Source organism: Staphylococcus sp. HMSC072H03 (assembly GCF_001809305.1).
GTDB classification, from domain to species: domain Bacteria; phylum Bacillota; class Bacilli; order Staphylococcales; family Staphylococcaceae; genus Staphylococcus; species Staphylococcus hominis.
In genome coordinates this window covers 1-18,443 of sequence record NZ_KV796887.1, presented here as the reverse complement: position 1 = coordinate 18,443, position 18,443 = coordinate 1, and the positions used below count along the sequence as shown (strand labels likewise).

Here is an 18,443-nt window from a genome sequence, read left to right as displayed (position 1 = left end):
AAAATTAAATTTTTATCTTCCTACTAATATGGCTGAACAAAAGAAAGTAGGTGATTTCTTTAGCAAACTCGACCGTCAAATTGAGTTAGAAGAAGAGAAACTCGAACTCTTGGAACAACAGAAGAAAGGCTATATGCAAAAGATTTTTTCTCAAGAATTAAGATTAAAAGACGAAAATGGGAACTTATCTCCCGAATGGACACAAACTCAATTAAAAAATATAACTAATAGAATTACTCGTAAAAACAAAAAGTTAGAATCTACACGACCTTTAACTATTTCCGGACAACTTGGTTTAATAGATCAGGTAGAATATTTTAACAAATCAGTTTCATCTAAAAATCTTGAGAATTATACTCTTCTCCAAAAAAATGAATTTGCTTATAATAAAAGTTATTCGAATGGTTATCCTTTAGGGGCAATTAAAAGACTAACTAGATATGACAAGGGAGTTTTATCTTCGTTATATATATGTTTTTCTATAAGCTCTGATATTTCAGTAGACTTTATGCAATACTATTTTGAATCAACTAAATGGTTTAGAGAAGTGGCTTCAATAGCAGTAGAAGGAGCAAGAAATCATGGATTATTAAATATTTCTGTAAATGATTTTTTTGATATAAGTATCAAACTTCCATCATTAGAAAATCAAAAAAAAATAAGTAGCTTTCTTATTAAAATAGATAATTTAATAGAAAAACAATCTTCTAAAGTAGAATTATTAAAACAACGTAAGCAAGGCTTACTACAAAAAATGTTTATCTAATACTGATAACGACCTATTATGTTAACTATAAACAAAGGCTTAAACGTTGTTAAATCATCGTTTAAGCCTTTTACTTATGATTATCGTTTATTCATTTTTTATACATCATTGATTTGATACGTTGATTTGGTTGACCTTATTTTAGTTGTTGTCACTATTATCATCTCGTTTTCGTTTAGGTGCTATAACATTAATAATGTTTGGGAAAATTATTGAATACATAAAAAGTGCTACGATTATCCATACATTGTTGAATAAATCACTATTTAGCATATAGAGAAAAATGATTAATATAGCACTGAATATTAAATACAAAAGAATAAGGACTTGTCTTAGTTTAAATTTCTTCATATTGCACATACCTCCTCACATAATGAGTTTGTATTATTCCTTAACAATACTGATAGATGATTGAAATACTAAAATTTATAACACCCCTTCAACAGTGAAAAAGACACCCCCAAAAATTAGTTCATTTTTTTCGATATCTTATTGAATTCTTCACATAATTTACTAATGTTATATTCTAATGTTTCATAGTTTGACACTTCGTATTGATACTGGTTCCAATATGTAGCGATTTGGTTTGCATTTGCGTCCAACTTGCTTAAATCTTTGCTAATCGATTATCGTGTTTTTTATTAAATTTGGGTCCGACCAATCGATTCCTCTGTGCCTTTTTAGGCAAGCTCATTTTAAAATCTAGTCACTGTATAAGTAAACCTAGAATTATAACTCATAAGTTTCTTACAAAAATTTAAAATCTGCTTTTTTGAAGATTTGAATCAACTTTTATCTGATATTTCAAACGTAATCTTTTTTCATTGTCATTAAAAAAAGCTAATAACAAATTATTTATACTTAAATGAACTTACTTATTTAGATTTAAATAAAAGTTTTTTCTTATTATCATAAACTTTAAAACTATTAAAAATTTACCATTATTTATTAGATCAATAAAAGGAATTATAGTGTTAGCCTAACCTTTTCTCATATAACCTATTAATATTACTGATAAAAAACTATTAGTGATAAGTACATCATAAGATTATCATTACTTATAAATTTTATTCTTCTCAGTCTTTTTCAAGTTATTTTATTTTTTATTTTTAAAAATATAATCGACAATAAATTCTACAAAATAATGTATTACTGTTCCTAAAATAATAGCCAGTAAGCAAAGAACAATAATATTATATTTATCACTTAATGAAAATAAAAATTAATAATGCGACTAAAAAATTTTTTAACGTTTTTTTAAAGTTGTTTTATTTATTTTCATCAACTCCCTTTTCATACTTAAATTAACATAAATATGATATATCGATTAGATTTTAGAATGAATTTGTAACCACTTTTTGGTCGCATAGGTAGGTTTATTAGGAATGATGAATTCAGTAATAACAATTATACTAGTCGTTATCCTTTTATTATTACCATTCTTTTATTCATGGTACATATATCAAAAAATATAATTTTTATTTTTTTCAGTCTTTTTTAATTGCTTTGTTTACTAGCTATCATTTTAGGAGAAATTATTTACTATCTAGTAGAATTTATCGGTAATTATCTGTATAAAATAAAAAGTAAATCATACCTTCACATATAGAAAAACCATTCTATATTTATATATATCGTTCTTAAATTATTTATCTTTATTTATATTACACTTGAATGATAAAGTGTTTTATAAGAAATATGTCTATGATTAGGTAGGTGTTATTTATGAATTGGGTAGCATTATTTCTTATCTTCTTCCCAGCAATTATGACATTTATAATATCAATGAAAAAGAAGAAAGATCAAAAATAAATTGATAAAAAAAGAACCGGGTATCCTTTTATATAAGTTACCCGGTCCTGTTACAAAGTTGAATTTATAGTGTAATTTTAATGGAAAAAGGAATCTTTAAGCCTTTTCTTTAATTTCAATATACAATATTTTATATTATTTATAAAATTTTAATCACTCAAAAATTATCTAGTATGTATTTTTTAATTGCTATATCTATTTTAACCTTTAAATGCTTTAGTTTTTATATTTTTATCTCTTAAAAATGTTTCTACTTCTTTTTGTTTTTTTCCATTTACGTCTTTTTTATATTGTTCATTAATTGAATTTATCTTATCAATATCTTTTATAGATAGATTATCTGAATTAGAATTTTTATTTACTTTTTGTATTTGTGTATTCAATTTGTTTAAGTACTGATTAGCAGTTGTTATATAATCTTTAGTTTTAAACACTCCATCTTTATATCCATTTGGTAAATTAGTGTTTTGAATAAAGTTAGAAAAATTACTATCATTTTTATCATTCATTTCAGTTAATGAATTTAATTTTTTTAACTCATTTTTATTTAAGTTATCTTTATTACTTAAACTTTCAATATTTTCAATTAAAGCATGATTTATATCTAAATATTTTGAAACACTCTTTTTAATTTCTTTTTTACTGATATTTTCATTAATTTTACTAGATGAAAATACTTGTTTAGGTATTGCTGGTAGTTCATTTTTATTAGAAGTTTGATTTTTTGATTTTTCTGTAGAGTTACCACAAGCAGTTAATGAAAAAAATAAAAGAGAAACCATTATTAACACAAAAAATTTCTTTAAATTCATTTAAAATTCTCCTTTTTTAAGCTTTTCTTTATTCTTACCAATCTTTTTCAAGTTGTTTTAAAAATTCTTTTCGATTATATTCTAAATCTTGATCGTACTTTTCACTTTGAACTTCTCTCATATCTCTACTTTTATTTAATCAATTAGGCGTTTTCTCTCGACTTCTCCCTTGTGGTTCCTTGCGGTTAGGTTTTCGGTTTTTCCTAAGAGTATCGTCGCTAACCACAAATGTATCTCGTTCACTCATTCATTCTCACCACGCTTTCTTCGAAAGTTATTACTTAACGTAACCTAAGCATATAAAACATGCAAAGGTTATTTAAGTAATATAGTGGTTTGGAGTACTGGCTTTTCTAGCCACATACATGGTAGTGTCTCCGGCTTGTTGGGGGAACATCTCCAAGTCCCTTAGGATTTTTTCTCACGAAAAAATAGTGGCTAATTGCTAGCCACCATTATAAAATTTTATAAATAAATAATAAAAAATGTAAATTAGATGTTTAAATAGAATATGATTTTTTGTTAAGGTTTAAATATAAAAATATTAGGAGGCTAATCAAGAAGATTACAAAATCAATCAAAATATAGCCAATATTATTTATGATAATCTCGAAAGAAATGATAATGGTGAATTACAAATTATTGATAAAGAATATTTAAAGAATGAACTAAGCAATTCTAGTTTAGATGTTACAGTTAATGATGTTGAGAACTATGTGAATCAATATAATAAAACTATGCAAGGAAAAAATGGTAAAAAAGCGAAAGAAAATTTAGTAGCTTTTAAAAAAGAAGTTGAAAAACAACAAAAAAATAGTACAAGTACGAGTAATAGAGATGCTTGCGATGCTATAACTGTAACTGGTTTTGCTCATACTACAGCTACATCAAGAGCAATGGTAACATTAGGAGTTAGCGGACCTGTTGGCTGGGGAGTCGCAGCAGGAATGGGAGCGTTATATGCTGGAGAATCTATTGCTTGTAATCATGCGTAGGTGAAAAGATGAAAAAATTAATAGATAAATATTTTTTCACTATAAGTCAAGCAACTATCTTATTTATTTTTGCAATTCCAATGACAAACTTAGTGATTAAAAGTCTTTTACTTTATATTTTATTATTTATTATCTTAATTGGAAGTACATTTTTTATTGAACGTGATTTAAGTAAAGAATACTCACTACAGGAAAAAGCAAAAAAAATGTGCTTCACATTGTTACCTATTAATATAGTAGTTGTTCTTATATTCTTTATATTTATACTTTAATATTATAATGAATATATAAGATTAAACTATAGCACATCAAATATTAAAATATTTGATGTGCTATATATTTTGTGGGAGAAAAAATATGAAAAAGAGTAACGTAATTTTAATAATATGTCTTGTTTTTATTTTAGTAGGATGCTCAAAAAGAAAATAATTATTTATGGATACTACAAGTGCCCTTATTGTAAAAAAGTAGAAACTAATATTGTGCTTAAATTACAAAAAGATTATCTTGATAAAGATAAGGCTGATTATAAATTTGTAAATATGGCATTCTTAGGTAAAGATGCAATCAAAGAATCTAGAGCTGGTCATGTAGTTCAAAATATTGCCCCTAACCGTTATTTAGAATTTCAAAAATTAATTTTTTCAAAACAACCTAATCATGAAAATGAATGGTTAACTGAACAATTAATTGACCGACAAATTGATAAACTCAATATTAGTGATAAAAAAGCAAAAAAAATTAAAAAAGACTATAAAACTAAAAATAGTCAATCTTGGAAAGATGCTCAGAAAGATATAAAACTTTATAAAGATAAAAAAGTTAAAGAGGCGCCAACTGTTTATGTAAATGGTAAAAAATTGAAAGATCCTTATAGTTATACAGAATATAAAAAGTATTTGAAGTAATTAATTTAAAAAAGGTAATCATATTGATGAATTTTCAAAAATCGATATTAAAAATATATTAGAAAAAATAGCTGAAATTGAAGAAACACTATATCAAAGAAATGAATAAGTTATACAAAGATACTACCCATAATCATTGGTTATGTTAATAGTTTCTTATTCACAGCTTATACTCTTTATAATATAGTATTTTAATTGATATGTATTTCTTACTATAATTAGAAAAAAATGATTAACTTAATTCAATTACAACACTCCTTTTTTAAGTTTATATTTAAATTATATAAGTCAATTCATTGAATCCTATAATTTTCATTGGAATAAATGAGCACCGTTCCTAGATTATATGATTCTAATATTTTTCGTTATATTGTGTGTTAATAAATTGTAAGTTCAAGACACTTTATTTTAATGATACAATTATAATTAATACATATTATGTTTTAATTTTTTATATGTATTAATATTCAATTTTATAAAGGAAGTGAAATATTTGAAAGTTTTAGAAGTAAATAATTTAACTAAAAAAATTAAAAACAAAACGATTCTACAAAATATTTCTTTTAGTCTTAATGAAGGTGAAATTGTAGGACTAGTAGGAGCAAATGGTGCCGGTAAAACAACACTAATGAAGGTGATTTTAGGATTTTCTCATTATCAATCTGGAACTTATGAAATCACTGAAAATAAAAATGCCCAATCAAATACAGGTGCTTTAATTGAAAGTCCTGGTTTATACCCCTTTATGTCAGGCTACGATAATCTTAAATTATTTAATGAATCTAAAGATAAGAATGCTATAAATGAAATAGTAGATAAATTAAATATGAAGGAATATATACATAAAAAAGCAAAATCATATTCTTTAGGTATGAAACAAAAGTTAGGAATTGCTATTGCATTTTTAAATAATCCAAAGCTTATTATTTTAGATGAACCTATGAATGGTTTAGATCCTAAGGCAGTAAGAGATGTAAGAGAACTTATTTTAGAAACTGCTAAGCAAGGAACAACGTTTTTAATATCAAGTCACATTTTAAGTGAATTAGTAAAAATAACTGATTCTATTTTGATTATTAATGATGGTTCCATTATTAAAGAAACAACTAAAGAAGAATTAAATCATGAGAATGAAAACGATTTGGAAAATGTCTTATTAAATATTATTGATAAAGAAGGTGAAATGTAAGATGGGTACATTAGTTAAACAAGAATGTTTTAAGTTATTTAAGAAGAAATCAACATATATATTACCTATTATAATAATAATAATTATGTTAGCTTTAGCTATTTTGGGAAATCACTATTCTGATGTTTTTAACTTAAAGGAAAGTTTTAAAGGTGGTTTTTCTTCATTTTCTTGGGTTGTATTTTTAATGATTATTCAAGCAAGTACAATTATTTCAATGGAATTTCATTATGGAACGATTAAAAATTTATTATACAGAAATTATTCACGTACAAGTATTATAGTCAGTAAATTTATTACATTACTTATCTATTCACTTATTATTTTTCTCGTCTTTATTATTATTTCATTATTACTACATTTAATCTTTAATGGAGAGACGAGTTTAACTGAACACTCTAAAAATCATATATCACTATTAAACTCTATGTTATTAACAGCCCTTGGTACATTTGTTGGAATGTGGCTAGTTATGAGCTTAACATTACTCATCTCATGCATTATGAAAAGTCCTGGCGTATCAATTGCTGTAGGTATTGTGTTTTATTTTGCTGTCTCAATTATCTCTGGTTTATTAACAATAGTTATAGATAAATGGGAATGGTTAAAATGGAATCCTCTGAATATGATGAATATTATGGCGCAAATTACTGACAACGATACATTCAAAAAAATAACAAAGTTAGAATTACATGAGTTATTCATTGGAAACATTATCTATATTGTTATCTTTCTTGTATTAGTCGTAGTTGCTTTTAAGAAGAAGAATGTATAGTTTAATTAGTTGATATATTGGAGGTTAGAATTTATTAGAAATGTAATTCAAAATGAATAAGCTATATATACGTACTACTTATAATCATAACTTATGTCTAAATAAACAACAAAAAGTAACAATAACAAACTTGATTTTAGTAAAATATAAATACCTTTAAATTTTTTAAATTATTCACACTAAAGCTAATATATAAGTGTCTATTCCTATTTAAAAAAACGTTATTTCTATATAGTATCAAGACAAGAAGAAACTCGTTTCAAAAAAAGCTTCAAAAAGTCCCCTTTTTCGAAAAAGGGGACCAAAAAAATTAATACTTTAAGATTGTTTTCTTTTTCTATTTTGAATCCAATATGCACTACCTAATAAACCAACAGGAATACCTGCTAACGGAGTTAAAATATTGCTAAGTATAAATGTAACAACAACTACAATACTTACGTTCTTAAAATTTAATTCTAAATTTTTAAGATCTTCCCAAGATTGTTTTAATACATTCTTTACAGACATAGTAAAACCTCCTTTACACTTATCTTAATTATAACACTTTAAAGTTTTAAAAATATATACAACTATAGTTCTAACAACCGTTTTTTTATTCCAATTGCTTTATTGACGTTGAGCCTCGGAACCCTTAACAAACCCAAAACTTGTCGAATGGTCGGCTTAATAGCTCATGCTATGCCGACATTCGTCGATTTTTACCTTAGTTTTAAGTAATCGGTGTTATAGCACAGATATAAAAATTAATACTATCTCAAAATGCAATTAAAATTTAAGCTACTAGTTTTTTTGCTAGTAGCTTTTTTTATTTTATATATCCAAAGGTATACTTAAACACCTAAAAGGTATGTTCTAAAATCAAATTTACGTGTAATATAATCTAATATATCTATTTTTTATTTTAAGAGAATATTTAGACTACGCCGAAAACGAATGTGTTCATGTATCATCATTCCATAATTTTTTAATATGTTAGAATTTTTCTTCTTTTTTGATAACTTTTCACCTATAAGTAATAAAGTTGTTATTATTAATCCGCCTACTATTGCTGTTATCATTATTTATACCATCCTTTTTTAAATTTACCTTTATTTTAATTTATTTCTATATTATTTTCACTATCGCTCGGACGCATAAGTGTTAAAACACCTTCTACCATACCTATCACACCCGGTATTCCAGTCCAACAAAATAGTAAATAAAGAAGAGCATTTTTATTTTTCTTAACATAAAACTTATGAGCCCCGAAACCTCCTAGAAAAAATGCTAATGCAGAGTAAACATATTTATTAACTTGCATGATTTCCACTCCTTTAATTAATTGATTTAGAGAAACATTAAATAATTTAGTGATTTCTAAAATTGTTTTTAAGTCGGGATTACTTACTTCTCTTTCCCAATTAGAAATAGAATGTCTCGATACGCCTAACTTTTCAGCTAACTTTTCTTGAGACATGTTTTTACTTTTTCTTAACTTTTGTATTTGATGTCCAATTTTTGTTTCCAAATTATTTTTCTCCTTAACTTTAAGATATATTTAAATTCAATTTTTTCTATCGATATTTATGAACATTAGTATTTTTTATGCTGAAATATATGAACAATCGCATAATATCAGGGTTTTCTATAATTATACACGTTTTTAAATTTATTGTAATAATACATAGAATGTACCTTTCCAAAGCATATAAATGTAATCTTTAAACCAAAACCAATGTAACACATAACATATTTAGTTAAACTTCTTATTACTAGAGAATGATCTTTGTGTAATTTCAACCGTCTGCTATCTTCTCATTTGGTTATTTCTTTTCTGTTCTTGCTAGTATTTCTTCTTTTTCTTATGATTAACATTATTTCGCTTTTCAGTTTCGTTCGCATAGTACATAAGGAAGTCACTGGCATTTATAGCTGGTAAATTAATATGATTAGACTGTTTATTTTTGTGTTCAAGATGATTATGTATAAAAGTTTTATATAATGATATAATTTAACTTTGGATTATTTATTGTTTTAAAGATCGGAGTTGAAATCATTGAATATAAAAGAATACTCCCTAAAAATCAAAGGGAAATGTTTAATAAATAATTGTGATTTAAAATTCTATTCAGGGAAGATCAATATGGTTATTCATTGATTCAAATTATAACTAATAAAATTATTATATCTGAAGGTACAATCTATCCTTTATTGCGTAGGCTTGTTAAAGAAAATTATTTAGAAAGTTATTATAAGCCTTCCAAAGAAGGACCTTCACGAAAATATTATAGTATCACTGTAAAAGGTAACAAACGTTTACATGAATTAATAAAAGAGTGGGAATATTTCACCGAAGCTATAAACTCATTTATGAAAGAGAATGATATCCATGAATAAAGAACAATACCTTGAAATCCTTAAAAAAAGAATGAAAAATGTTGATAAAGATGAAAAAAAAGATATTTTAAATGAATATGAATCTCATTTTATTAGTGGCTATAAAGACAATAAAGATGATACTGAAATTATAAAAAAATTAGGAGACCCAGTAAAGATATCAAAAGAAATCAATGCTATGACTGCTATTAACAAAGTGGAAAAAGAAAAAAATATAAAAAATATATTCATAGCTGCTTTTTCTATTATGAGTCTTAGTATTTTTAATTTCATTTCAATAACTTTTAGCTTTTTCGTTCTTTTATTACTCTTACCATTGATATTAGCCTATGTTATTGCAGTTCCTATTATGATTGTATCTTTAATAATATTATTAGTAATTGGAGTCATAAATGGTTTTGACACAATTAGTATGCATGATATCTTTGAAGTAATCAAAGGAGTCATATTAGGTATTATATTAGGATTTATGGGTTATTTTGTTGCTAAATATTTCTTGAATTTTGTAGTTCTATACTTAAAATGGAATATGGCTATCCTTAAGAAGGAGAAGTTGTAATGAAAAAATTTTTTATTTTAGGATTATTGATTTTTTCACTTGTTTTGACAGGCTGTAATAATTTAGAAAGTAAAGAAGATAGTGAAACAGATAAAATAGTTCAAAAGCCAATACCTAATAAAATATTTGATAGAAAAATTATTAACTCTCGGATTTCAGAAAATGAACTTAAAAAATCGATAAAAATATATTTAGATAAAAATGAAGAGCTCTCAGAAGCTAGCGAATACTATGAGGACAAAGTTGATTCTGAAGAACCTCTAAATAAAAGTGAGATCAACAAATTGAAAAAAATAAATAATCTAATTAAACATAATGATGAAAATTTTCGTGAGTATATTCAAAACAACACCTTACCTAAAGATTATAATAAAGAAACTTTAAGAATAAGTGAGTATATATCAAATTCTAATAAATTTAATCAAAATTTGGATACAAAAATTGATCAAGCAATTAACAAAAGTATAGATCAAAAAAAAGTATCAACAAAAAACATTGACGAAATTAAAGATGATAGTAAAAAAGTAAATGGAAAGGAACAAGCTAAGATTGAAAAGTTTTTAAAAGACAAAAATATTAAAACTAAAGCATTCAAAAAATAAAAATCAAGCTACTAATTCTATAAAGAGTTAGTAGCTTGATTTTTATTTATATCTAAATAATACTAACTGTAATAGATATATTTATAATGTGAACTTAAAAAAGATTATGAACATTCGTTTTAAGACTCTGTGAGAAGCTCTCATTTGCATCGAAGTAAAGTTTATTAAACCAGATCATTATCATGTTTAATTCTATAAACAGTCTGCTTTGTTATATTTACTTCTTTCGCAATTTTACTAATTGCTTGCCCTTCTTTTAACATTTCCACAACTCGATGATAAATAATACGTTTTTGAGGATCTTTTGCATTAGGTGAGTATAGTAAAGGACGTCCTTTATATACACCTTTTTCTTTAGCTACTTTAATTCCTTGTGCTTGTCTACGTTTACTTTCATTTCGTTCTTGTTCTGAAACCATTGCTAATATTTGAATAATTAGATCTTTCATAAATTTATCTAATAATGGATTGCCAATGACTTCATTCATCATAGGTAAACTAGTAATCATCAATTGAACTTCTTTATCCTTTAAATAATTAACTGTGTTAATCACTTCATCATAATTACGACCTAAGCGATCAATCGATTCTACTACAAATCTATCGCCCATTCTCACAAAGTTAAGTGCTTCTTGAAATACGGGTCTATTTTCTACTGACTTTCCCGATTGTTTCTCTGTAAATATTTTCTCTACGCCAAATGTTTTCAAATTATCTAGCTGTCTCTCTAAATTCTGATCCACCGAAGATACTCTTGCATAACCTATAATCATTCATTTTCACTCCGTAATTAATATACACCCTAATCATACGTTTTAGTCACTTGTTACTTTACTTGATATATGAGAATGATTTTACCTAGTAAATGAGAAAAGCAATGTCCTATATTAAAGTACATTGCTTTTTCTATTAACGAATACCTATGACTAAACTATCTCTAGCTGTTTCTACAACTTCTGTACTGATTTTATCTAAGCCATTTATATCCATAATTCTATCTATCTGCGCAAATAAACGATGAATCAGCCTAAAATTCCCTTTTGTAATTTTAATAATCGTCGTTATTGCCTCATAATCAGTAAAGTCTTCGAGTTTTAAATCAAATCCTAAATCTTGCCACTTATATTCTAATATATGATGCGTCTCGTCTTTACTTAGATTATCAAATTCATGTGCAAAACCTATACGCGAATATAGTTGAGGATAACGAGATAGTTTTTTCTCTATACCTGGCATACCAATAAATATCATTGCTAAATTATGTTCATCATAAATAGCTCTTAATTGCTCTAAATGTTGCACTTTAAGGCGATCAATCTCATCTACTATAATTAAATCAATATATTTAAACATATCACTATAATGTTTACTATGATCATGACCATACTTATTTACGATGTGTAATTTTTGACCCAAATCAATACTTGCACTAATACTATATAGATCATTACTTAATCTTGTTTGTTTTTCAGCCGGTGCAGTATAAAATATCTTATTCACCGATAATATATCATCAGTCGTTTTACTAGCTAGATCTTCCCACCCTCTATGATTAACTTGCTTTTCAATAGTATTCCAATTTGTGTAATACCTAGAAGATAAAGTTTTTCCGACACCAGGTTGACCATAGCAGATCCCAATATATTGATATTTGATACAAGCATCGCAAAATTCAGCAAATCGTTTATACTCTTTCGTTTCAATGAAATTCTGATGTTTAGTCATTACGATACCTCTTTAATTTTTTGACGTTTTTAGTCGTTTCTTGAGGTGAATAACCATAATTTTTTTCTTCCTTAATTAAATCAGTGGTGCTTGGACTAGCAATATTTTGTTTTAAGTGTTTTCTTCTCTGACTACGTGCGTGTTGTATATCTTTTATATCAATTGAATAATCAGCTAAATCAGGAGATATTGCTGTACAAAGAAATTCATCTCTATAAAAAACACGTATTTCAGCCATATCATTGGGATTGTAACGAATTAATACATACTCACCTACATAAGCAGCTAGGTTTGTATTACTGTATCTAAAGCCTTGAAAATGAATGCCATCTGAATGAATTTTTCTAGATTTAGGTATTTCTAATAATAATAAATCAAGTTGTTCTAAACTGCTTGGCATATTAGGGAAAAAATGATTACTGTTCCACCGATTGATAGGAGTGCTCTGGATAACACTATGCTCTTTTTGATTATAATCTTCAATTAAAAAGTATCGTAATTTTTCTTCGAAATTTTGAAAATCTATTAAATCGCTAGGAGTATCATTATTGTTTATATATCCAGGAAGTTGCTCTAAGAAAGTTTGGTTAACTGTCTGAAAAAAACGTTCTATTTTCCCGCGACCACGAGGGACACCAACTTTTGAAAACATCAAGTTAATTTTCAAATCAATAGCGACTTGTTCCATGTGATGCGAGGTAAAGTCACTCCCGTGATCTGTGTAGAATTTTTCGGGTATACCACATACTGGCCAATTGGTATTATTCTTATTCCATATTGCTTGGTGTAGTGTTAATGCTGTATTTTGAGCATTAGGAGCTTCAAAACTTATAAAGTATCCTGCAATTGCGCGACTATAGTCATCCATAATAATGGTTAGCCAGGGTCTATTAATATTACCTGTTTGATCTAATATATAAATATCTAGCAAAGTATGGTCGGCTTGCCATATTTCATTGGGTCTTGAGGATTCTCTTATTTGTATTAAATCGTACTTATTTTGATAGTATTTTTCACCTTGGTGAGAGAAATCAATAACAGACTTAGGCATTGCTTTAATAATACTATAAACTTGTTTGTAGCTTGGTTTATCAAAATTATTTTCTATACAATAATTAACGATTTTCCTATGAATTGTAGCAATACTATTTCTTTTATTCTTGAGTGAAAGGCGTTTAATCTCGTCAATTATGTTTTGTTCTAATTTATGATCACCTTTATCAACTCTTGTATTATGAATTAGACCAGTAAGCCCTTCTTCCTTATATAATTTATTCCACCTATAAAGTGTACTTAATGCAATGTCCTTATTTTTAGAAATACTTGATAAAGATTGATTTCCCAAGATAAAAGGTTTTATTATATTGTACTTTTGAGTAGCTTCTTTACGTTTGGCTTCAGAAAAATTAGTTAGATACTTCTCCTTGTTTTTCATCTTCCTTGTCCTCCAATTTATTGAGGTAACGATAAATAGTTGTACGTGAAACTTGCCATTGTTCTGCTATTGTTTTAATGGGTGTGCCATTATCATAAAGCGTCTTAAGTAAATTCAAATCTTGTTTATTTAATTTTTCAGGCCTCCCTCCATATCTTCCTCTTGCACGTGCCGCAATTCGGCCAGCTGAAGAACGTTCTAAAATTAAATTACGTTCAAACTCTGCAAATGCTGCGAATAAATGAAATAACAATTGTCCTGTAGAACTTGATTTATCCATTGTTATATTTTCTTCTAAACTATGAAAACTCACGCCTCGATTATTAAGTTCATTAACTAATGTGATTAAATCTGCCATGTTACGTCCTAGTCTATCTAGTCTCCAAACAACAATGGTATCTCCTGACCTCGCAAATTCAATTGCTTTATCTAAACCAGGTCTTTTACTTTTTGAACCACTCATATGGTCATTAAATATCTTTTCACAACCATGTGTATTTAATCGATCTTCCTGTAAATTTAAATTTTGTAATCCAGTTGAAACTCTTGCATAACCTATTTTCAAAATACAAACCTCCTATATACACCTTCAGTGTACCATAACTTAATGACAAGGTCTTTTGTGAACATAGATTATTTGTTGGGTTTTTGAACACATAATTCTATGTAATACATACTTATTTAGACATAAAAAACGAGTGTACAGAAAATGGTTATTTTCTGTACACTCTCATCTTTAATAATATATTTTAAATGTTATTAACAAAACTAATTTAATAAGAGTCAAGCATAGTTTACATATGTATTATGTTTGAAACATATCTCTAATTACTTTTTACTAATATCATTTAAAATGTCTCGCAATTCTTCAATTTCTTTGTTATTTAATTCTTCATTTTTCGCAAAATTCAGCACTAAACTTTTCATGTCCCCTCCATACAGTTTATTAAGAAAGGTTTTAGCAGTTTTCATTTTAATATCGTCTTCTTTAATATTTGATGAGTAAAAATAAATATTCTCTGATTTGTATCGTTTTATAATCTCTTTTTTATATAGTCTTGTGATTAATGTTCTAATCGTTTTATCGCTAACTTCTTTATATTTTTGAATTTCAACTACAATTTCATTAGCTGATACTGATTTTTTACCCCATATTATATTCATAACATCCCATTCAGCCATAGATATTTCAACTTGCTTATTGGCCATTTAAAACACCCATTTCTTTTAATATTTTTTCACTGATTAATTCAGCATTTTTCCCAGATGGCTTTCCATCTGATAAATGTGTAGCAAAATAATACTTATCATGATTTGTAATTACGTAACCTACAAACCACCCATTATTATACTTCCCGTTTACTATACCTGTACCTGTTTTCCCATACAGTTCATACTTTTCATTTTTCTTAATCAATAATGAAGAAGATAATTGATTCTTTGCTTTTTTACTAAAATGGTTATTTTGTTCCATCATATTTTTAAAAACTATTACTTGTTCAAGATTAGATATTTTCAAACTATCTTCCATCCAATAGCTTTTATAACTTCCCAAATTTTTATTACCATAATTTAATTGCTTGAGTTGAGTCGCAGTATAGTTCTTTGGTATTTGATCGCTAATACGTTCGAAGTACCAATTAACTGAATTTTGCATTGCTGTATTTAAATCTTGTTCCTTATTCCAAGCATCAAAAGGGTAATGCTTATGATTCCATGACATACGTGAATTTTCATCATTTATAATATGTCGGTCAAGTCCAAACATAGCTAAATAAATTTTATAAGTTGAATTAGGAGAATACCTTTTTCTACTTTCTTTTTCGTTATAAATATAGTATTTGTCTTTCTTCATGCTGTACATGACGAAAGATCCACTATTTGAACCAAAAATTTTACTTTTATCTAAAATTTGGTAATCGTTGTGTAAGGGCTTTTTATAATTATAATCAGTTATGGATTGCCCCATCAAAAACTGGCTTTGAATTACCATGAGCAAAAAAGTAAAAATACAAATAAAAATTAGAATTAATTTGGACTGTTTTTTCAGATTGGCTTCTTTTATATTAATTAATCTTCTTTTGAGTAATGACTTTTTACCATTAAATGAATGGCTTAATATATTTTTATTAAAAAATGGAACATTTAATACGGAGTCCATAATAGATTCCGCATAAGTTTTAAATTCATTTTTGTTAATATTATTAAGGACAAATCTATCGGCTTCTACTTCATTGTCATGAATTATCTTTCTTTTTACAATATGTACTAATGGATTGTAACTCATAATAATAGAGAAGATATTAAAGATAATTAAATGTAAAGTATCTCTATTTTTAGCATGAGCATATTCATGCAATATTATATATTTTAGTCTTTTGTCAATTACACTTTTAAAATATGAACTAGGAATCAAAATAATATATTTCCCATACCAAAAAGTTATTGGAGATTGAATAGTCTCTGCTTTTCGAATCACAATATTTTTTTTATATTGATGGTTGAAAAGTATCGTATCTATTTTATTTTTTTCATTTTCGTTTAGATAAAGTGACTGTTTCTTTAAATATTTAAGATATAATAAGGCTTTCAAAAATTTAAAACTTAAAATAATAACTAAAACTATCCAAATAACTGTGCAGATATTATCAATTGAATCCCAATTAAACTTATGGATATCTGTTGCGAACTCTTGAATAGGTTTGGTGGTATTTATGTTATGGTTCAAGTCGTGTGACTTACTTTCAACTGTGGGCGCTTGATTATTCACATTATTAAATTTAAAAAGAGAGAATTTAATAGGAATGAAAGGAATTAATCCTGCAAGAAGAGTTAGATACCAAACTTTATAATTTAACATATAATTAAAATAGCGTTTTAATATGTACCTAAAAAATAATAACAATAGAAATATAAAACAAAAGCTTACTATGCTCATTATTAATAACTTAGCCATTTCAACACCTTCTTTCAAATATTTATAATAAACTATTGACACCGATATTACAATTGTAATATTATTGATTTATAAAAATTACAACTGTAATATCGGAGGGTTTATTTTGAAAAAGTTAATATTTTTAATTGTAATTGCTTTAGTTTTAAGTGCATGTAATTCAAACAGTTCACATGCCAAAGAGTTAAATGATTTAGAAAAAAAATATAATGCTCATATTGGTGTTTATGCTTTAGATACTAAAAGTGGTAAGGAAGTAAAATTTAATTCAGATAAGAGATTTGCCTATGCTTCAACTTCAAAAGCGATAAATAGTGCTATTTTGTTAGAACAAGTACCTTATAATAAGTTAAATAAAAAAGTACATATTAACAAAGATGATATAGTTGCTTATTCTCCTATTTTAGAAAAATATGTAGGAAAAGATATCACTTTAAAAGCACTTATTGAGGCTTCAATGACATATAGTGATAATACAGCAAACAATAAAATTATAAAAGAAATCGGTGGAATCAAAAAAGTTAAACAACGTCTAAAAGAACTAGGAGATAAAGTAACAAATCCAGTTAGATATGAGATAGAATTAAATTACTATTCACCAAAGAGCAAAAAAGATACTTCAACACCTGCTGCTTTCGGTAAGACTTTAAATAAACTTATCGCAAATGGAAAATTAAGCAAAGAAAACAAAAAATTCTTACTTGATTTAATGTTAAATAATAAAAGCGGAGATACTTTAATTAAAGACGGTGTTCCAAAAGACTATAAGGTTGCTGATAAAAGTGGTCAAGCAATAACATATGCTTCTAGAAATGATGTTGCTTTTGTTTATCCTAAGGGCCAATCTGAACCTATTGTTTTAGTCATTTTTACGAATAAAGACAATAAAAGTGATAAGCCAAATGATAAGTTGATAAGTGAAACCGCCAAGAGTGTAATGAAGGAATTTTAATATTCTAAATGCATAATAAATACTGATAACATCTTATATTTTGTATTATATTTTGTATTATCGTTGACATGTATAATTTTGATATCAAAAACTGATTTTCCCTCTATTATTTTCGAGATTTATTTTCTTAATTCTCTTTAACAAACTAGAAATATTGTATATACAAAAAATTATAAATAATAGATGAATAGTTTAATTATAGGTGTTCATCAATCGAAAAAGCAACGTATCTTATTTAAAGTGCGTTGCTTTTTTCTCATTTATAAGGTTAAATAATTCTCATATATCAAGCAAAGTGACACCCTTAATATTGCTTACATTTTTAGCTTTATAACTAATGAAAAACATAAAATTGAAAGTATCATATTGTATTCTAAAAAAGAAGCTTTTAGGGTTTTTGTAGATTTACCATTCAATTTTAAGGAGCACCATAAAACAAAAATTACGTACGTTACAAAAGATTTCCTTAATAAATATTTATCAAATATTTATTCTTTTTTTTATAATAATCATGATTCGTTTCAAGATATATTTTCAAATTATATTAAGTTAATGTATACGCCAAAATTTATTGAACA

Annotated in this window: 18 protein-coding genes and 1 pseudogene; 10 read left to right on the top strand and 9 right to left on the bottom strand. The window is 26.3% G+C overall.

Annotated features, from left to right (window positions below; all coding sequences use genetic code 11):
- Positions 1–766, top strand: a pseudogene (locus HMPREF2578_RS07800) (restriction endonuclease subunit S); the annotation flags it as partial.
- A gap of 2,012 nt (positions 767–2,778) precedes the next feature.
- Here HMPREF2578_RS07800 and HMPREF2578_RS07790 read toward each other — a convergent pair.
- Positions 2,779–3,390, bottom strand: coding sequence for an NDxxF motif lipoprotein (locus tag HMPREF2578_RS07790; protein ID WP_070508366.1), 612 nt, complete (start codon positions 3,388–3,390; stop codon positions 2,779–2,781).
- 716 nt (positions 3,391–4,106) lie between these two features.
- Between HMPREF2578_RS07790 and HMPREF2578_RS07780 the strand changes: the two genes are divergently transcribed.
- From HMPREF2578_RS07780 to HMPREF2578_RS07760, 5 genes are all read left to right on the top strand, one after another.
- Positions 4,107–4,385 carry a hypothetical protein gene (locus HMPREF2578_RS07780; protein WP_231098523.1) on the top strand — a complete coding sequence of 93 codons (279 nt, stop codon included), beginning with the start codon at positions 4,107–4,109 and terminating at the stop codon, positions 4,383–4,385.
- Positions 4,386–4,393: 8 nt separating this feature from the next.
- Positions 4,394–4,657 (top strand): hypothetical protein, encoded by a 264-nt coding sequence (locus tag HMPREF2578_RS07775; protein ID WP_048679959.1) that lies wholly within the window; start codon positions 4,394–4,396, stop codon positions 4,655–4,657.
- A gap of 114 nt (positions 4,658–4,771) precedes the next feature.
- Positions 4,772–5,293, top strand: a complete 522-nt coding sequence (locus HMPREF2578_RS07770) for a DsbA family protein (protein ID WP_079335512.1) — start codon at positions 4,772–4,774, stop codon at positions 5,291–5,293.
- A gap of 493 nt (positions 5,294–5,786) precedes the next feature.
- Positions 5,787–6,482 (top strand): ABC transporter ATP-binding protein, encoded by a 696-nt coding sequence (locus HMPREF2578_RS07765; RefSeq protein ID WP_070508365.1) that lies wholly within the window; start codon positions 5,787–5,789, stop codon positions 6,480–6,482.
- 1 nt (position 6,483) lies between these two features.
- A complete protein-coding gene (locus HMPREF2578_RS07760) occupies positions 6,484–7,257 on the top strand; it encodes an ABC transporter permease (RefSeq protein ID WP_070508364.1) in 774 nt (257 codons plus the stop codon).
- Between the two features lie 318 nt (positions 7,258–7,575).
- Here the strand turns inward: HMPREF2578_RS07760 and HMPREF2578_RS07755 are convergent, their stop codons facing one another.
- A complete protein-coding gene (locus tag HMPREF2578_RS07755; protein WP_002449597.1) occupies positions 7,576–7,767 on the bottom strand; it encodes a VraH family peptide resistance protein in 192 nt (63 codons plus the stop codon).
- A gap of 586 nt (positions 7,768–8,353) precedes the next feature.
- Positions 8,354–8,767: an NINE protein gene (locus HMPREF2578_RS11445; RefSeq protein ID WP_000448282.1), complete on the bottom strand. Its 414-nt coding sequence runs from the start codon at positions 8,765–8,767 to the stop codon at positions 8,354–8,356.
- A 626-nt stretch (positions 8,768–9,393) separates the two neighbouring features.
- Between HMPREF2578_RS11445 and HMPREF2578_RS07745 the strand changes: the two genes are divergently transcribed.
- Genes HMPREF2578_RS07745 through HMPREF2578_RS07735 form a run of 3 tightly spaced genes read left to right on the top strand, consistent with a single transcriptional unit; the run spans position 9,394 to position 10,797 of the window.
- A complete protein-coding gene (locus HMPREF2578_RS07745) occupies positions 9,394–9,636 on the top strand; it encodes a PadR family transcriptional regulator (protein ID WP_002454679.1) in 243 nt (80 codons plus the stop codon).
- Complete coding sequence (locus tag HMPREF2578_RS07740; protein WP_070508363.1) at positions 9,629–10,195, top strand: HAAS signaling domain-containing protein; 567 nt, start codon at positions 9,629–9,631, stop codon at positions 10,193–10,195. Before HMPREF2578_RS07745 ends, HMPREF2578_RS07740 begins: the two co-directional genes overlap by 8 nt.
- Entirely contained in the window at positions 10,195–10,797 is a 603-nt protein-coding gene (locus HMPREF2578_RS07735; protein ID WP_002454677.1) for an NDxxF motif lipoprotein, read from the top strand. Before HMPREF2578_RS07740 ends, HMPREF2578_RS07735 begins: the two co-directional genes overlap by 1 nt.
- Before the next feature lie 164 nt (positions 10,798–10,961).
- Here HMPREF2578_RS07735 and HMPREF2578_RS07730 read toward each other — a convergent pair whose 3' ends face one another.
- The 6 genes from HMPREF2578_RS07730 to blaR1 all read right to left on the bottom strand — a co-directional run bounded on the left by HMPREF2578_RS07730 (position 10,962) and on the right by blaR1 (position 16,913).
- Positions 10,962–11,570: a recombinase family protein gene (locus tag HMPREF2578_RS07730; protein WP_049415043.1), complete on the bottom strand. Its 609-nt coding sequence runs from the start codon at positions 11,568–11,570 to the stop codon at positions 10,962–10,964.
- Positions 11,571–11,706: 136 nt separating this feature from the next.
- Positions 11,707–12,522: an AAA family ATPase gene (locus HMPREF2578_RS07725; protein ID WP_000160701.1), complete on the bottom strand. Its 816-nt coding sequence runs from the start codon at positions 12,520–12,522 to the stop codon at positions 11,707–11,709.
- A complete protein-coding gene (locus tag HMPREF2578_RS07720; RefSeq protein WP_000790709.1) occupies positions 12,515–13,957 on the bottom strand; it encodes a Mu transposase C-terminal domain-containing protein in 1,443 nt (480 codons plus the stop codon). Before HMPREF2578_RS07720 ends, HMPREF2578_RS07725 begins: the two co-directional genes overlap by 8 nt.
- Positions 13,929–14,522, bottom strand: a complete 594-nt coding sequence (locus HMPREF2578_RS07715) for a recombinase family protein (RefSeq protein WP_070508362.1) — start codon at positions 14,520–14,522, stop codon at positions 13,929–13,931. Before HMPREF2578_RS07715 ends, HMPREF2578_RS07720 begins: the two co-directional genes overlap by 29 nt.
- A gap of 263 nt (positions 14,523–14,785) precedes the next feature.
- On the bottom strand, positions 14,786–15,166 hold the full coding sequence (gene blaI, locus HMPREF2578_RS07710) for a penicillinase repressor BlaI (RefSeq protein WP_001284656.1): 381 nt from the start codon (positions 15,164–15,166) through the stop codon (positions 14,786–14,788).
- A complete protein-coding gene (blaR1, locus tag HMPREF2578_RS07705) occupies positions 15,156–16,913 on the bottom strand; it encodes a beta-lactam sensor/signal transducer BlaR1 (RefSeq protein ID WP_001096374.1) in 1,758 nt (585 codons plus the stop codon). Before blaR1 ends, blaI begins: the two co-directional genes overlap by 11 nt.
- A gap of 106 nt (positions 16,914–17,019) precedes the next feature.
- Between blaR1 and HMPREF2578_RS07700 the strand changes: the two genes are divergently transcribed.
- The gene (locus tag HMPREF2578_RS07700; protein WP_000733283.1) at positions 17,020–17,865 is read left to right on the top strand and encodes a BlaZ family penicillin-hydrolyzing class A beta-lactamase PC1; all 846 of its coding nucleotides are present in this window, start codon (positions 17,020–17,022) and stop codon (positions 17,863–17,865) included.
- Positions 17,866–18,443: the final 578 nt, after the last annotated feature.

Excerpts from the sequence above, each read along its gene's own strand:
- HMPREF2578_RS07775 (WP_048679959.1), top strand. The coding sequence starts at position 4,394 with ATGAAAAAATTAATAGATAAATATTTTTTCACTATAAGTCAAGCAACT.
- HMPREF2578_RS07730 (WP_049415043.1), bottom strand. The coding sequence starts at position 11,570 with ATGATTATAGGTTATGCAAGAGTATCTTCGGTGGATCAGAATTTAGAG.
- HMPREF2578_RS07790 (WP_070508366.1), bottom strand. The coding sequence starts at position 3,390 with ATGAATTTAAAGAAATTTTTTGTGTTAATAATGGTTTCTCTTTTATTT.
- HMPREF2578_RS07720 (WP_000790709.1), bottom strand. The coding sequence starts at position 13,957 with ATGAAAAACAAGGAGAAGTATCTAACTAATTTTTCTGAAGCCAAACGT.
- HMPREF2578_RS07760 (WP_070508364.1), top strand. The coding sequence starts at position 6,484 with ATGGGTACATTAGTTAAACAAGAATGTTTTAAGTTATTTAAGAAGAAA.
- HMPREF2578_RS07735 (WP_002454677.1), top strand. The coding sequence starts at position 10,195 with ATGAAAAAATTTTTTATTTTAGGATTATTGATTTTTTCACTTGTTTTG.
- blaI (WP_001284656.1), bottom strand. The coding sequence starts at position 15,166 with ATGGCCAATAAGCAAGTTGAAATATCTATGGCTGAATGGGATGTTATG.
- HMPREF2578_RS07755 (WP_002449597.1), bottom strand. The coding sequence starts at position 7,767 with ATGTCTGTAAAGAATGTATTAAAACAATCTTGGGAAGATCTTAAAAAT.
- blaR1 (WP_001096374.1), bottom strand. The coding sequence starts at position 16,913 with ATGGCTAAGTTATTAATAATGAGCATAGTAAGCTTTTGTTTTATATTT.
- HMPREF2578_RS07725 (WP_000160701.1), bottom strand. The coding sequence starts at position 12,522 with ATGACTAAACATCAGAATTTCATTGAAACGAAAGAGTATAAACGATTT.
- HMPREF2578_RS07770 (WP_079335512.1), top strand. The coding sequence starts at position 4,772 with ATGTCTTGTTTTTATTTTAGTAGGATGCTCAAAAAGAAAATAATTATT.
- HMPREF2578_RS07740 (WP_070508363.1), top strand. The coding sequence starts at position 9,629 with ATGAATAAAGAACAATACCTTGAAATCCTTAAAAAAAGAATGAAAAAT.